Origin of the sequence: Streptomyces sp. NPDC049541 (assembly GCF_044465725.1) — a bacterium.
In the GTDB taxonomy this organism is placed as follows: domain Bacteria; phylum Actinomycetota; class Actinomycetes; order Streptomycetales; family Streptomycetaceae; genus Streptomyces.
Genome location: NZ_JBITLY010000002.1, coordinates 84,900 through 98,362, shown reverse-complemented (window position 1 = coordinate 98,362; position 13,463 = coordinate 84,900). Strand labels below are relative to the sequence as shown.

Here is a 13,463-nt window from a genome sequence, read left to right as displayed (position 1 = left end):
TTGACCACAGGAAGCGCTTACCCTCCTCTTAAGCGGAACGGCGGACTGTTCAGTTCCACTTCATCCGCCCTTATCTGCCGGGCAGTTGAGAAAGCGCATACCCGTGGAGATCATCCGAAGCACGAAAGCCGTTCGGAAAGGGTGTGGCGGATACATGGGCAACAAGCCGACGGGGCCGCGAGCGGGGAATGAGGCGGAGGCCTCGCACTGGCTTCCCTCCCCGGTTCCGGTTTCCCTTCTGCCCTCGGATGGCGGAACGGCGAGCGTGTCGTACTCCGAGCCTCCGGCCGAGGCGCTGCTGACGGCGTACCGGAAGATGGTCGTCGGGCGCCGCTTCGACGAGCAGGCGACCGCGCTCGCCCGGCAGGGCAGACTCGCGGTCCATCCCTCCAGCCTCGGCCAGGAGGCCTGCCAGGTGGGTGCCGCGCTCGCCCTGCGTGCCACCGACTGGCTGTTCCCCACCTACCGGGACTGTGTCGCGCTGGTCAGCCGCGGGATCGATCCCGTCGAAGCGCTGACGCTGCTGCGCGGGGACGCGCACTGCGGCTACGACCCGGTGCGGCACCGCACGGCACCGCAGTGCACCCCGCTGGCAACCCACGCCGTGCACGCCACGGGGCTGGCCCACGGCGAGCGGCTCAAGGGGGCGGACACGGTCGCCCTCGCGCTCGTGGGCGACGGCGCCACCAGCGAGGGCGACTTCCACGAAGCCCTCAATCTGGCGGGCGTGCTGAAGGCTCCGGTGGTGTTCCTGGTGCAGAACAACGGGTACGCCATCTCGGTCCCGCTGGCCGAGCAGTGCGCGGCACCGAGCCTGGCGTACAAGGGGGTCGGCTACGGCATCCGGTCGGAACAGGTGGACGGCAACGATGCCGCGGCCCTGCTCGCCGTGCTGACCACGGCGGTCGAGGACGCCCGGGCGGGCCGTGGGCCCTGGTTGGTCGAGGCGCACACCTACCGGATGGCCCCCCACACCAGCGCCGACGATCCCTCCCGGTACCGCACGACTGCGGAGGCCGACGGCTGGCGGGAACGTGACCCGATCGCCCGGCTGGAGTCGGCGCTGCGCGCGCGGGGCCTGCTGACCGACGAGGGGGTGAAGAGCGTGGCCGCCGAGGCGGAGGGATACGCCACCGACGTACGCGAACGGCTCGGGGAAGAACCGGAGTTGGACCCAGCAGCTCTCTTCGACCACGTCCTCTCGTTGCCTACCCCCCACATGGCCGATCAACAAGCCCTCCTGCGGGCCGAGTTGGAGAACTGCTGACATGACCGCGGTCGACACTGGGATGGCCCAGGCACTCAACGCCGCCCTGCGGGACGCACTGGGCGCGGACGAACGGGTCGTCGTCTTCGGCGAGGACGTCGGGCGCCTCGGCGGCGTCTTCCGGGTCACCGACGGGCTGCGGGACGCCTTCGGCGACGGCCGCTGCTTCGACACACCCGTCAGCGAGGCCGGTATCGCGGGCCTCGCGGTCGGCATGGCGATGGCGGGCTGGCGGCCGGTGGTGGAGATGCAGTTCGACGCGTTCGCGTACCCGGCGTTCGAACAGATCACCTCCCACATGGCGAAGATGCGCAACCGCACCCGCGGCGCCGTCGCACTGCCTTTGGTCGTCCGGATCCCCTACGGCGGCGGCATCGGCGGTGTCGAGCACCACAGCGACTCCAGCGAGGCGTACTACGCGCACACGGCCGGCCTGAAGGTCGTCACCCCGGCGACGGCGGCGGACGCGTACTCCCTGCTGCGCGAGGCGATCGACGACCCGGACCCGGTGATCTTCCTGGAGCCGAAGCGCCGCTACTGGACCAAGGAGCCCCTCCAACTCCCTCTCCGGACGGGGTCGTTCGGCACCGCCGCCGTACGCCGCGCCGGAGCCGATGCCACGCTCGTGGCCTACGGCCCCTCGGTCTCCGTAGCCCTGGAAGCGGCCGACCTGGCCGCCGCGGAAGGCCTGGACGTCGAGGTGCTGGACCTGCGCACCCTCGTGCCCCTCGACGACGATGCGCTGACCGCGTCGGTGCGGCGGACCGGCCGGTGCCTGGTGGTACACGAGGCGCAGGGTTTCGCCGGGGTCGGCGCCGAGATCGCGGCGCGGGTGCAGGAGCGGTGTTTCGACGCGCTGCGGGCTCCGGTGCTGCGGGTCACCGGATTCGACATCCCGTATCCGCCGCCGTTGCTGGAGGACGCCCATCTGCCCGGCGTGCGCCGGGTGCTCGACGGCCTGTACCGCCTGCTGCCCGCCTCCTCGCGACGGGCCCGGCACACCCTTGCCGCCACCGGCGCCCCCGCGGCCGGCCGTACGTTCCTCCTGCCCGACCTGGGTGAGGGGCTGGCCGAGGCGGAGGTGCTGGAGTGGAGGGTCGCCGTGGGCGATCCCGTCGAGCACGATCAGGCCGTTGCGGAGGTCGAGACGGCCAAGTCCGCGGTGACGCTGCCGAGTCCGTTCGCGGGGACCGTCACGGCCCTGCACTGCGGGGCGGGTGACGTCGTCGAGGTGGGAGCGCCGCTGCTGACCGTGCAGGAGTCGGCAGAGGCGTCCGGTTCGGGCGCCGTCCTGACCGGTTACGGCACGTCGGGCCGATCTGGTCGTCAGCCGTCACCCTGCCCGGCGATCACGACCGGGACGGCCGACGCCGTAGACGCGTCGAACCATCCGGCCCGTGCGACGGCGTCCGCCACCCGGATCCCGCTGGGACCCTCCGCCGACAAGTTCGTCCGCGGGCACCGCGACACTCCTGCCGTGACCATCTGGGCGGACACCGACGCCGGCAGCCTGCTCGCCGCCCGCACCACCCTCGGTACGGGCCTGATGGCCCTGCTCGCCTGGGCCTGCCTCGACGCGCTGGCCGCGTTCCCGGAGCTCAACTCCCGGGTCGATGCCGACCGTCAGGAACTCGTCCGCCATCCGCAGGTGCATCTCGGCTTCGCCGCACAGACCGACCACGGCCTGGTCGTCCCCGTGGTCCGGAACGCCGACCGCCTCTCGCTCGACGGCCTGGCCGCCGAACTACGGCGGCTGACCGGCCTCGCCCGACGCGGTGCACTGCCCGCCGAGCACCGCACCGGCGGCACGTTCACCCTCAACAACTACGGCGGCTTCGACGTCGACGGCGCCACCCCGATCCTCAACCACCCCCAGGCGGCGATGATCGGCGTGGGCCGCATCACCGACCGCCCCTGGGTGCAGAACGGCCGCGTCGAGGTCCGCAAAGTCGTCAACGTGTCCCTGACCTTCGACCACCGCGTCTGCGACGGAGGCACGGCGGCCGGCTTCCTGCGGCACGTCGTCGCCGGCCTCAACGGTCCCGCCTGAGCGTCAAGGGCGCGGCCGGAAGAGGCTGGTCCGACTGCGGGATCTGGTTGTCGGCGACGGAGAAGGTGCCCCGGTCGGCTAGCTCCCGGGCGGCGCTCAGCAGATGGCGGTACATCGCGCGGGCGATGCTGCCGCCGACGTGACCCGCCGTACGCCGAGTTCACGCAGGTGGTCCAGTGACAGCGTGCCGCCGTTCAGGCCCATCACCACGTTGAGCGGGCCGTCGAGTTCGCGCACCAGGGTGCCGATGGTCTCGGCATCGGCGGCACCCGGCACGAACACGCAGTCCGTCCCGGCCGCCAGGTACGCATTGGCCCGCCGGACGCACTCGTCGAGCGTGCCCCCGACCAGCAGCGCGTCGGTCCTGCCAACCAGGACGAAGGGCTCGCCGGTTCCACGGCGGCGCGGGCGGAACGGATGCGGTCGGCCGCACAAGCGGCGCAACACGGTGGAGAGGTGCTTCAGCCGCTTGAAGCAGTGGCGAGGTCGGTTACTCCCGTATCGCCCGTCATAACCCGTCCCGTACCGGTCCGTTACGCCCTTTTCATACCGGTCTTCAGGTGTCCCCGTAGGCCTCCCCGCCCAGTTCGAACCCGGCCGTCCCGGCGGTCGCGTCGGCTAGCCAGGCCCGGAAGGCGTCCACGTCGGAGTCCGGCAGGCCGACCTCGATGGTGACCGCCTCGCCGTAGCGCACGTCGCGCACCTCGCGGCCCGTCGCGTGCAGGTCGTTCTGGACCTTGCCGGCGCGCTGGTGGTCGACGGTCAGCGTGGCCAGCCGGAACCTGCGGCGGGTGAGGGTTCCGAGGGTGTCCAGGGCCTCACCCACCGCGCCGCCGTACGCCCTGATGAGTCCGCCCGCGCCGAGCTTGACGCCCCCGTAGTAGCGGGTGACGACGGCGACGACGTACCGCATGTCGCGGCGCAGCAGCATCTGCAGCATGGGGACGCCCGCGGTGCCGCCCGGTTCGCCGTCGTCGCTCGCCTTCTGGACGGAGGCGTCGGCGCCGATGACGTAGGCCCAGCAGTTGTGGGTGGCGTCCGCGTGCTCCTTGCGCACGGCGGCGATGAAGTCCTGGGCCTCCTGCTCGGTGGCGGCCGGTGCCAGGGCGCACAGGAAGCGGGAGCGGTTGACCTCGGTCTCGTGCACGCCCGCGTGGGCGACCGTGCGGTACTCGTCCTGCATCCGGCCAGCCTATGCGGCGCGGGTGCGCCCGCCCGCGACGGAGGGGCGGGCCGATGGCTGCCCTGGTGAGCAGCCGGCCGGCTCCGCCCTACTTGCCCTCGTCCTTCTTCCTGCCCCGCGGGACGAGCATGCTCGTCAGCAGTGCCGTGCCCGGGGCGAGCGCCTCCCAGGCGGGCCCGCGCCAGGCCAGCACCGCGATCGCCGAGGTCGGGAACTTCAGCCGCACCTCGTCCAGGGCGTCGTCGAGGCTGTCGCCCGCCAGGTCCAGGACGAGTTCCTCAAGACCGGGGTTGTGCCCGACCAGGAGCAGCGTCTCCACCTCGGCGGGCACCTCGTGCACGGCGGTCAGCAGGTCGGACACGTCGGCGGCGTACAGCCGCGGGTCATGGCGAACCGGCGGGGGTGTACCCCACTGGGCGGAGGCCAGTTCCCAGGTCTGCCGGGCGCGCAGGGCGGTGGAGCACAGGGCGAGGTCCGGCAGGCAGTCGACCTCGGCGAGGGCGCGTCCTGCGGCCGGCGCGTCCCGGCGGCCGCGCGCCGCGAGCGGGCGTTCGTAGTCGGGGACGCCCTCGGGCCAGGCCGACTTGGCGTGCCGCAGCACCACCAGGCGGCGCAGTGGGCCCGCTCCGGCACGCGCGATCACGCCGGCGACCCGAGGTCGCGGGTGAGCTCCACGCCGAGCAGCCGGTCCGCGTAGGCGTACGTCTCGAACCGGGCGCCGTCCGGCAGCTCCGGCTCGGTCTCCACCCAGGTCAGCACGTCGAGCACGGAGGGGATGTCCAAGTCGTCCTCCCAGGCGGTGCGCAGGCGGGCGCGCGCCTCGTCGGGAATCGGCCGCGACGGCTGTCGCGCCCAGACGGCGACCGCCCGGCGCCAGCGCGCAAGGGTTGCACGGGCCTCGTCCAGGGCGGCCGCGTCGAGCCGCAGGGGTGTGCTCCGGCTCCGGGAGAGCAGGGCAAGGCGCAGGGCGGCCGGGTCTGCGCCCCGCGTGGTTTCGGGTGCCTCCGAGTGGACGGGGGCGACGGCGACCTGGACGCCGTCGGGTGTCGCGCCGCCCTCCCCCACGACGTGCAGGACCTGGGCCTCGCCCAGTCCCGGACCGACGTCCCGCCGGTCCTCGAAGGGCCGGATGCCGAGCGCGGCCGCCTCGGACCGCAGCTCCGCCTGGCCCCGTTCAGCGGTCAGCACTCCCCACACCGGGGTGCCGCCGAGTTCCAGGACCCGCACGAGGAGGTCGGCGACGAGCAGCACGCGCAGGGCGCCGGTGTGGAAATCCGGCACATGGGCTTCCACCCGGGTCAGCCCCCGGCGGACCGGGGCGGCGTCGACGGACTCGCCGGTTCGGGCGTCGGTGATGCGCAGCACGGGCTGAGCGTAGGCGGGCGGACGGCCGCGCGCAGGCATCCGGCGCGAATTCCGCCCACGGCGGCGGATTTCCACCACGCGCGCGTACCGCCGCCCCGACACGGAGGTGAGGTACGCGCGCGTGCAGCCTTCAAGCCGCGGCGGAAGCCGGGGAATCATCGCGAACTCCCGGCCGTTGTCGGGCAGAAGGGCGTGTCCACGAGGCGCAGGGAGGCTGCGGTGTACGGCGACGAGGCAACGATCCGTAGGATCCTCACCGGGTCCGGCGACACCTGGGCCGTGGTGGGCCTCTCGTCGAACCGAGGCCGCGCCGCCTACGGCGTCGCCCAGGTGCTGCAGCGCTTCGGCAAGCGCATCGTGCCCGTCCACCCCAAGGCGGAGACGGTGCACGGTGAGCAGGGGTACGCCTCTCTCGCCGACATCCCCTTCGACGTGGACGTCGTCGACGTCTTCGTCAACAGCCACCTCGCCGGACCGGTCGCCGACGAGGCGGTCGCCAAGGGCGCCCGGGCCGTCTGGTTCCAGCTCGGCGTGATCGACGAGGCGGCGTACGACCGCACGCGGGCGGCGGGCCTCGACATGGTGATGGACCGCTGCCCCGCCATCGAGATACCGCTGCTCGGCTGAATCAGCCGGGACTCATCCGGCCCCGTATGAGCCGCTGTCAGACAGCAAGCGCTCCCAGGCGGCCGCCATTTCACTGCGGATTCTGTGGGCGGTCCCACGGGTGACAGCGGTTTCCACTCCGTACAGAGCCCCTGAAGGGCTGTCCAGGAAGCTCCCGACGGTTGGTCAAAACTTCACCATGTGTCTTCTGCCCGACCCCTGATGTTTCCTAATCTGCGACGTCGCACGCACTGAAAACAAGTATTCAAATCGTGAGAGGTCGCTGAAAATATGGTGAGCGTCGAGCAGACCTCCGTGGAGGAGGCCAGGGGTCCCGGTGGCCTCAGGCGTGACGTCGGGCTGATCGGTCTGATGTGGGCCTCCGTCGGTTCCATCATCGGCTCGGGATGGCTCTACGGAGCCCATGACGCAGTCATCCAGGCCGGCCCGGCGGCGATCATCTCGTGGGTGATCGGCGCGGTCGCGATCGTGCTGCTGGCGCTGGTCCACGCCGAGCTGGGCGGCATGTTCCCGGTGGCGGGCGGTACGGCCCGTTACCCGCACTACGCGTTCGGCGGACTGGCCGGCATGTCGTTCGGCTGGTTCTCCTGGCTCCAGGCCGCGACCGTCGCCCCGATCGAGGTCGAGGCGATGATCGGTTACGCCGGTCACTGGTCCTGGGCACAGGGCCTTCAGCACGCCGACAAGACCCTGACCGCCAGCGGTCTGCTGGTGGCGGTCGTACTCATGGCCGTCTTCGTCGGGGTGAACTTCTTCGGCGTACGGGCGCTGGCGCACACCAACAGCGCGGCGACCTGGTGGAAGATCGCGGTCCCACTGGGTGCGATCTTCATCATGGCGGCGACCCACTTCCACCCCGCCAACTTCCACTCCGAGGGCTTCGCGCCGCTCGGCGCCAAGGGCGTGCTCGCCGCGATCAGCACCAGCGGCATCATCTTCGCGCTGCTCGGCTTCGAACAGGCCATCCAGCTGGCGGGCGAGAGCCGCAACCCCAAGCGGGACCTGCCGCGTGCCACGCTCGGCTCGGTCGCGATCGGCGCCGTCATCTACGTCCTGCTCCAGGTCGTGTTCATCGGCGCGCTGCCGCACAGCAGCTTCGCGCACGGCTGGGCCCACCTCGCGTTCAAGGGCGACACCGGCCCGTGGGCCGGTGTGGCGACGCTGGCGGGTCTCGGCTGGCTGGCCTTCGTCCTCTACGTCGACGCGATCATCTCCCCCGGCGGTACCGGCCTGATCTACACCACCGCCACCTCCCGCGTCTCCTACGGCCTGGCGAAGAACGGCTACGCGCCGAAGATCTTCACCAAGACCGACGCGCGCGGTGTGCCGTGGTTCGGCCTCATCATGTCCTTCGTCACCGGCGTGATCTGCTTCCTGCCGTTCCCCAGCTGGCACAAGCTGGTCGGCTTCATCACCTCGGCGAGCGTCCTGATGTACGCGGGCGCACCGCTGGCGTACGGCGTCTTCGCCGACAAGCTGCCGCACCTGGAGCGTCCGTACCGGCTGCCCGGCGGCAAGGTGATCTCGCCGGTGTCGTTCGTGGTGGCCAACCTGATCATCTACTGGTCCGGCTGGGACACCCTGTGGCGGCTCGGTCTGGCGATCGTCCTCGGCTACCTGCTCCTGGGCGGCTATGCCTGGTGGGCCAACTCCACCGACCAGCCCGACGCGCCCCGGATGGACTTCAAGGCCGCCCAGTGGCTGCCGGTCTATCTGCTGGGCATGGGCGTGATCTCCGCCGAGGGCGGCTTCGGCGGCTCGGGCAACATCGGACTGTGGTGGGACATCCTGGTCATCGCCGTCTTCTCCCTGGTGATCTACTACTGGGCCCGGGCGACCTCCTCGAAGCGCGAGGACATCGAGCGCAGCATCGACGAAGTCGTCGTCACCGACGCCCCCGCGCACTGACCGAGCGCCCGTCGCTCGACCCGGCCCGTCGGCCGCGGCTCCCCTGCCGTGGCTGACGGGCCACCGTCATAATGCTCCGGTGACTTCCCTCCCCCACCCCAACTCCCCCTCCCCGCACCGTTTTCCGGTGGTGATCGTGGGCGCCGGGCCCGCCGGTCTCACCCTCGGGAACATCCTGCGGGCCGCGTCGGTCGACTGCCTGGTCCTGGAGGCCGAGACGCGCGAGTTCATCGAGCAGCGGCCGCGGGCCGGTGTGCTCGAGGAGTGGGCGGTGCGCGGGCTCCAGGAACGAGGCCTCGCGGACCAGCTGCTGGAGCACGCGCAGCAGCACACGCAGTGCGAGTTCCGCGTCGAGGGGCGACGGCTCCGGTTCTCCTACACCGATCTGACCGGGCATCACCACTTCGTCTATCCGCAGCCGTTGCTGGTGACGGACCTGGTGCGCGAGTACGCCGACGTGCGCGGCGGCGCCATCCGCTTCGGGGTGCGGGACGTGCAGCTGCACGGCCTGGACACGGACCGACCGGCGGTGTCGTACCTCGACCCCGAAACCGGTCGACGTGCCCTCGTGCACTGCGATTTCGTGGCGGGCTGCGACGGAGCACGCGGGGTGACCCGGACCGTGCTTCCGCAACAGGCCCGTGTCGCCCGGCACGACTACGGCATCGGCTGGCTGGCGCTGCTGGCTCAGGCGCCGCCGTCCAGCGACTGCGTGGTGTTCGGCATCCATCCGAACGGCTTCGCCGGGCACATGGCCCGCAGCCCCGAGGTCACCCGCTACTACCTTCAGTGCCCGCCGGGCGACGATCCGGAGAACTGGCCGGAGGACCGCGTCTGGGCGGAACTGCAGGAGCGGCTCGGCGCGGCCGACCGGCCGCCGCTCACGGAGGGCAGGCTGATCGAGAAGCACGTCCTCGACATGCACAACTACGTGGTCGAACCCATGGCGTTCGGCCGTCTCTTCCTGGCCGGGGACGCGGCCCATCTCACCGCGCCCATCGCGGCCAAGGGCATGAACCTCGCCCTGCACGACGCCTTCCTGCTCGGCGACGGGCTCGTCGCCCACCTCACCAAGGGCGACACCGACGGCCTCGACAGTTACTCGGCGGCCTGCCTGGGACGGGTGTGGGACTACCAGGAGTTCTCACAGTGGCTGTCGGAGGTGTACCACGGCGCGTCGTCGGGCGACGCCTACCGCACGGGCACGACGCTGGCCCGGCTGCGCCGCCTCTTCGAATCCCCCGCTGCCGCGACGGCGTTCGCGGAGCAGTACCTCGGCCAGGGCTCCGCGTCCTGAACCCCGTGCCCCTCAGTCGTGCAGCGGGCGGTCGCTGAGGCGATGGTCCGCCACCTTCAGCGCCTCGTCCACGAGCCGCCGCAGATGGCCGTCCCGCAGTGAGTAGACGACTCTGCGGCCCTCCTTGCGCGTGTTCACGAGGCCGGCCAGCCGCAGCCGCGCCAGGTGCTGGCTGACTGCGGGCCGGGCCGCCCCGCTCACCTCCGTGAGGGTCGTGACGTCGGCCTCGCCGCCGGTCAGGGCATGCAGCAGCGCGAGGCGGGTGCGGTCGCCCAGCAGGGCGAGGAGTTCGGCGGCGAGTGCGAACTGTTCCTCGCCCGGGGTGCGCGGGTGCGCATCCTTCGCAGTTGATAGGTGCATGCGTGCGCTCATACGCACATAATGGCCCCGTGGGCGTCCCGCGTCCACCACCGCGCACCGGAAGGGGCCCCACGTGAGCGAACGGCACCACCACAACGAGCACCACCACGAGCACCCGCATCACCACCACCCCACGGGTCTTCGCCACCGCCTCGGCCACCTCTTCACCCCGCACTCCCACGAGACCGCGGACAAGCTCGACTCCGCACTGGAGTCCTCGGCCCGCGGCGTGCGCGCGCTCTGGGTCTCGCTGGCCGTCCTCGGGGTGACGGCCGCGGCACAGGCGGTGGTCGTGGTCCTGTCCGGTTCGGTGGCCCTGCTCGGCGACACGGTGCACAACGCCGCCGACGCGCTGACCGCCGTACCGCTCGGGATCGCGTTCGTGCTGGGTCGACGGGCGGCCACACGCCGCTTCACCTACGGCTACGGCCGGGCCGAGGACCTCGCGGGAATCGCGATCGTGCTGACGATCACCGCGTCAGCCGCGTTCGCGGCCTGGGCGGCGGTGGAGCGGTTGCTCGATCCGCGTCCCGTGGCGCACATACCGGCGGTGGCGGTGGCCGCGCTGGTCGGCTTCGCCGGGAACGAGTGGGTGGCCCGCCACCGGATCCGGGTGGGCCGGGAGATCGGCTCGGCCGCGCTGGTAGCCGACGGACTCCACGCCCGCACGGACGGGTTCACGTCACTGGCCGTACTGCTGGGTGCCGGCGGTTCGGCCCTGGGCTGGCAACTCGCCGACCCGCTCGTGGGATTGGCGATCACCGCGGCGATCACGCTGGTGCTGCGGGACGCCGCACGGGAGGTGTTCCGGCGGGTGATGGACGCCGTCGACCCGGAGTTGGTGGACCGGGCCGAGCGGGCGCTGCGCGAGGTGCCGGGCGTGCGGGCGGTCGGTGAGCTACGGCTGCGCTGGATCGGGCACCGGCTGCGCGCCGAGGTGGCGGTGGTGGTGGACGGCGAGGCGACTGTACGTGCGGCGCACGGAATCGCGGTCCAGGCCGAACACGCCCTGCTGCACGCCGTACCGAGGCTGACGGCGGCCCTGGTCCACGCCGATCCGGCACCGACACCGGGCGAGGAGGACCCCCACTCGGCCCTGGCGCATCACGCAACGCACTAGGCGACCTCAGCAGATTGCTGTGCGGTCCTGGAGCGCCCCCGAAGGGGCGCGGGGCTGTATCGATATGCGGCTCCGCGGCGTGGGCGCGACCAGCCACGACGAAGCCGCAGACAAAAGAGGGCACACCCCGCGGGGCGCGCCGCGCCGTCAGACGCCGAGCCCCTCCACCACCACCGCCCCCGGCAGTTCCGCGAAGGCCTTCCCCGGCACCAGCAGCTTGCCCCGGCGCCGCCCGCTGCCGACCAGCACGTAGGAGAGTTCGGCGACAGCCGAGTCCACGAGCACCGGCCAGCCGTCCGGGAGGCCGATCGGGGTGATGCCTCCGTACTCCATCCCGGTCTCCCCCGTCGCGATGTCCATGGGCGCGAACGAGGCCTTGCGGGCGCCGAGTTGGCGCCGGACGACGCCGTTGACGTCGACCCGCGAGGTGGAGGGCACGAGGCACGCGGCGCGTGTCGTCTCGCCGCCCCGCCTGCCGGCCACCACCACGCAGTTCGCCGACTGCTCGAGCAGTTCCTGCCCGTAGTGCTCCACGAAGACGGCGGTGTCGGCCCACTGCGGGTCGGTGTCGACGTAGACGATCTGGTCGGCGGGGACGCTGCCGCTCCAGTGGCGTACGGCGTCGGCGACCGGGCGGGTCAGGTGGTCGAGGGCGTCGGGGGCGGGGATCGCGAGGTCGAAGTGTCCGATGGGTGGGCGCATGGGCGCACGGTAACAGGGAGTCCGGGGCCGCCTCAGTGCACGGGCGGGACGGAGACCGCCAGCACCAGCTCCACCGGTACATCGCCCTGATTGCCGTAGCTGTGCGGGGCGTTGGCCTCGAAGGTGACGCTCGCGCCGGCCGGGACGCGGTACTCGGCGCCCTCCACCGTGAGGGTCAGCTCACCGGCCGTCACATGGGCGATCTCCACCGTGCCGGCCGGGTGCGGGTCCGAGGCGCTGCTGTCGCCCGGCATCAGCCGCCAGTCCCACATCTCCAGCGGCCCCGGCGCCTCGGTGCCGGCGAGCAGGCGACTGTAGCTTCCCGCGTCGGTGTGCCACAGCCGTACCACCTGATCGGCCGGGACGACCCGCACCTTGGGGCCCTGCTCGTAGTCGAGCAGAGTGGTCACGCTGACTCCGAGCGCGTCGCCGATCTTGACGACCGTGCCGATGCTCGGGTTGGTGCGGGCCTGCTCGATCTGGATCAGCATGCCGCGGCTGACACCGGCGCGGGCAGCGAGCGTCTCCAGGGTGAAGCCGCGCTCACCCCGCCAGCGTTTGACGTTGCGGGCCAGGGACTGGGTCAGCAGATCGAGGTCCGACACGTTCCGTCCATATCCATATACTGCGAGACCAATATTCTGGATGACAGGGTTCACTGTACTGAACTACGGTGTTGTGCACCCGATCGTTCACCGAACTGTACTGCGAGGCGACCCGTGACAGCATTCTTCGCCCTGGCCACCAGCCTGCTGTGGGGCCTTGCCGACTTCGGCGGCGGACTGCTGACCCGGCGCACGCCGGCGCTCACGGTGGTCGTCGTCTCGCAGGGGATCGCCGCGGCCGTGCTCGGGTCGATCGTGCTGGCCACGGGCGGCTTCAGCGAGGCGGGTCCCCGGCTGTGGTTCGCCTTCGCCGCGGGGCTGGTGGGTCCGGTCGCCCTGTTCTCCTTCTACAAGGCCCTCGCGCTGGGTCCGATGGGCGTCGTCTCCCCGCTCGCGACCCTGAGCGTGGCCGTCCCGGTGGGCGTGGGCCTCCTCCTCGGCGAACGCCCCGGCCTGATGCAGGTCGCGGGCATCGCGGTCGCGGTCACCGGCGTCGTCCTCGCGGGCGGACCACAGCTCAAGGGTGCCCCGGTGCAGCGCCAGGCCATCCTGCTCACCCTCGTCGCGGCCCTCGGCTTCGGCACGGTGTTCGCGCTGATCACCGAGGCGTCCACCACCGTCACCGGCCTCTTCCTCGCCCTCTTCGTGCAGCGCCTGACCAATGTGGCCGCGGGCGGCATCGCGCTCTACGCCTCCGTGAAACGAGGAGGCGAGGCCCTCCCGGTCGGCGGCTTCCCCTGGGCGTCCCTCCCGGCGCTCGGCTTCGTCGGCCTCGCGGACGTCGCGGCGAACGGCACGTACTCGGTCGCCGCGCAGCACGGCCCGATCACCGTGGCCGCCGTCCTGGCCTCGCTCTACCCGGTGGTGACCGCACTCGCCGCGCGCGGCTTCCTCAGGGAGCGCCTGCGCGCCATCCAGGCGGCGGGCGCGGGCCTCGCCCTGGTGGGCACCCTGCTCCTGGCGACGGGCTAGGCCCGGC

The 13,463-nt window shown here is 71.8% G+C and carries 14 protein-coding genes; 7 read left to right on the top strand and 7 right to left on the bottom strand.

All coding sequences use genetic code 11. The annotated features are described in order from the left end of the window. Nucleotides 1–154: 154 nt before the first annotated feature. Together ACIBW9_RS07690 and ACIBW9_RS07685 are read left to right on the top strand one after the other, a co-directional pair. Entirely contained in the window at nt 155–1,267 is a 1,113-nt protein-coding gene (locus ACIBW9_RS07690; RefSeq protein WP_398952317.1) for a thiamine pyrophosphate-dependent dehydrogenase E1 component subunit alpha, read from the top strand. A gap of 1 nt (nt 1,268) precedes the next feature. Next, nucleotides 1,269–3,317 carry a 2-oxo acid dehydrogenase subunit E2 gene (locus ACIBW9_RS07685; RefSeq protein ID WP_398952315.1) on the top strand — a complete coding sequence of 683 codons (2,049 nt, stop codon included), beginning with the start codon at nt 1,269–1,271 and terminating at the stop codon, nt 3,315–3,317. A gap of 96 nt (nt 3,318–3,413) precedes the next feature. On the opposite strand, the gene ACIBW9_RS07680 is transcribed toward ACIBW9_RS07685, so the two are convergent. From ACIBW9_RS07680 to ACIBW9_RS07665, 4 genes are all read right to left on the bottom strand, one after another. Further along, nucleotides 3,414–3,764, bottom strand: a complete 351-nt coding sequence (locus ACIBW9_RS07680; RefSeq protein WP_398952313.1) for an isocitrate lyase/phosphoenolpyruvate mutase family protein — start codon at nt 3,762–3,764, stop codon at nt 3,414–3,416. A gap of 109 nt (nt 3,765–3,873) precedes the next feature. Further along, entirely contained in the window at nt 3,874–4,500 is a 627-nt protein-coding gene (locus ACIBW9_RS07675; RefSeq protein ID WP_398952311.1) for a YigZ family protein, read from the bottom strand. A gap of 88 nt (nt 4,501–4,588) precedes the next feature. Beyond that, entirely contained in the window at nt 4,589–5,143 is a 555-nt protein-coding gene (locus tag ACIBW9_RS07670) for a SixA phosphatase family protein (protein ID WP_398952309.1), read from the bottom strand. Next, the gene (locus ACIBW9_RS07665) at nt 5,140–5,904 is read right to left on the bottom strand and encodes a hypothetical protein (protein WP_398952307.1); all 765 of its coding nucleotides are present in this window, start codon (nt 5,902–5,904) and stop codon (nt 5,140–5,142) included. The genes ACIBW9_RS07670 and ACIBW9_RS07665 overlap by 4 nt, the downstream gene beginning before the upstream one ends. Nucleotides 5,905–6,084: 180 nt before the next feature. Here ACIBW9_RS07665 and ACIBW9_RS07660 point away from each other — a divergent pair, with 180 nt between their 5' ends. From ACIBW9_RS07660 to ACIBW9_RS07650, 3 genes are all read left to right on the top strand, one after another. Continuing rightward, nucleotides 6,085–6,492, top strand: coding sequence for a CoA-binding protein (locus tag ACIBW9_RS07660; protein WP_398952305.1), 408 nt, complete (start codon nt 6,085–6,087; stop codon nt 6,490–6,492). Between the two features lie 270 nt (nt 6,493–6,762). Further along, nucleotides 6,763–8,400, top strand: coding sequence for an APC family permease (locus ACIBW9_RS07655; protein ID WP_398952303.1), 1,638 nt, complete (start codon nt 6,763–6,765; stop codon nt 8,398–8,400). Between the two features lie 79 nt (nt 8,401–8,479). Then, nucleotides 8,480–9,697: a 4-hydroxybenzoate 3-monooxygenase gene (locus ACIBW9_RS07650; RefSeq protein ID WP_398952301.1), complete on the top strand. Its 1,218-nt coding sequence runs from the start codon at nt 8,480–8,482 to the stop codon at nt 9,695–9,697. 12 nt (nt 9,698–9,709) lie between these two features. Here the strand turns inward: ACIBW9_RS07650 and ACIBW9_RS07645 are convergent, their stop codons facing one another. Next, nucleotides 9,710–10,069, bottom strand: a complete 360-nt coding sequence (locus ACIBW9_RS07645; RefSeq protein ID WP_398952299.1) for an ArsR/SmtB family transcription factor — start codon at nt 10,067–10,069, stop codon at nt 9,710–9,712. Nucleotides 10,070–10,130: 61 nt separating this feature from the next. Here ACIBW9_RS07645 and ACIBW9_RS07640 point away from each other — a divergent pair, with 61 nt between their 5' ends. Continuing rightward, nucleotides 10,131–11,177, top strand: coding sequence for a cation diffusion facilitator family transporter (locus tag ACIBW9_RS07640; protein WP_398952297.1), 1,047 nt, complete (start codon nt 10,131–10,133; stop codon nt 11,175–11,177). A gap of 147 nt (nt 11,178–11,324) precedes the next feature. On the opposite strand, the gene ACIBW9_RS07635 is transcribed toward ACIBW9_RS07640, so the two are convergent. Both ACIBW9_RS07635 and ACIBW9_RS07630 read right to left on the bottom strand, forming a co-directional pair. Further along, nucleotides 11,325–11,879 carry a YbaK/EbsC family protein gene (locus tag ACIBW9_RS07635; RefSeq protein ID WP_398952295.1) on the bottom strand — a complete coding sequence of 185 codons (555 nt, stop codon included), beginning with the start codon at nt 11,877–11,879 and terminating at the stop codon, nt 11,325–11,327. A 32-nt stretch (nt 11,880–11,911) separates the two neighbouring features. Beyond that, complete coding sequence (locus tag ACIBW9_RS07630; protein ID WP_398952293.1) at nt 11,912–12,484, bottom strand: helix-turn-helix domain-containing protein; 573 nt, start codon at nt 12,482–12,484, stop codon at nt 11,912–11,914. A gap of 114 nt (nt 12,485–12,598) precedes the next feature. Here ACIBW9_RS07630 and ACIBW9_RS07625 point away from each other — a divergent pair, with 114 nt between their 5' ends. Continuing rightward, nucleotides 12,599–13,456 (top strand): DMT family transporter, encoded by an 858-nt coding sequence (locus ACIBW9_RS07625; RefSeq protein WP_398952291.1) that lies wholly within the window; start codon nt 12,599–12,601, stop codon nt 13,454–13,456. Nucleotides 13,457–13,463 lie beyond the last annotated feature (7 nt).

Bases quoted from the DNA above. Each gene is read 5' to 3' on its own strand.
- ACIBW9_RS07690 (WP_398952317.1), top strand. From the start codon at position 155: ATGGGCAACAAGCCGACGGGGCCGCGAGCGGGGAATGAGGCGGAGGCC.
- ACIBW9_RS07685 (WP_398952315.1), top strand. From the start codon at position 1,269: ATGACCGCGGTCGACACTGGGATGGCCCAGGCACTCAACGCCGCCCTG.
- ACIBW9_RS07675 (WP_398952311.1), bottom strand. From the start codon at position 4,500: ATGCAGGACGAGTACCGCACGGTCGCCCACGCGGGCGTGCACGAGACC.
- ACIBW9_RS07665 (WP_398952307.1), bottom strand. From the start codon at position 5,904: ATGCCTGCGCGCGGCCGTCCGCCCGCCTACGCTCAGCCCGTGCTGCGC.
- ACIBW9_RS07655 (WP_398952303.1), top strand. From the start codon at position 6,763: ATGGTGAGCGTCGAGCAGACCTCCGTGGAGGAGGCCAGGGGTCCCGGT.
- ACIBW9_RS07645 (WP_398952299.1), bottom strand. From the start codon at position 10,069: ATGAGCGCACGCATGCACCTATCAACTGCGAAGGATGCGCACCCGCGC.
- ACIBW9_RS07635 (WP_398952295.1), bottom strand. From the start codon at position 11,879: ATGCGCCCACCCATCGGACACTTCGACCTCGCGATCCCCGCCCCCGAC.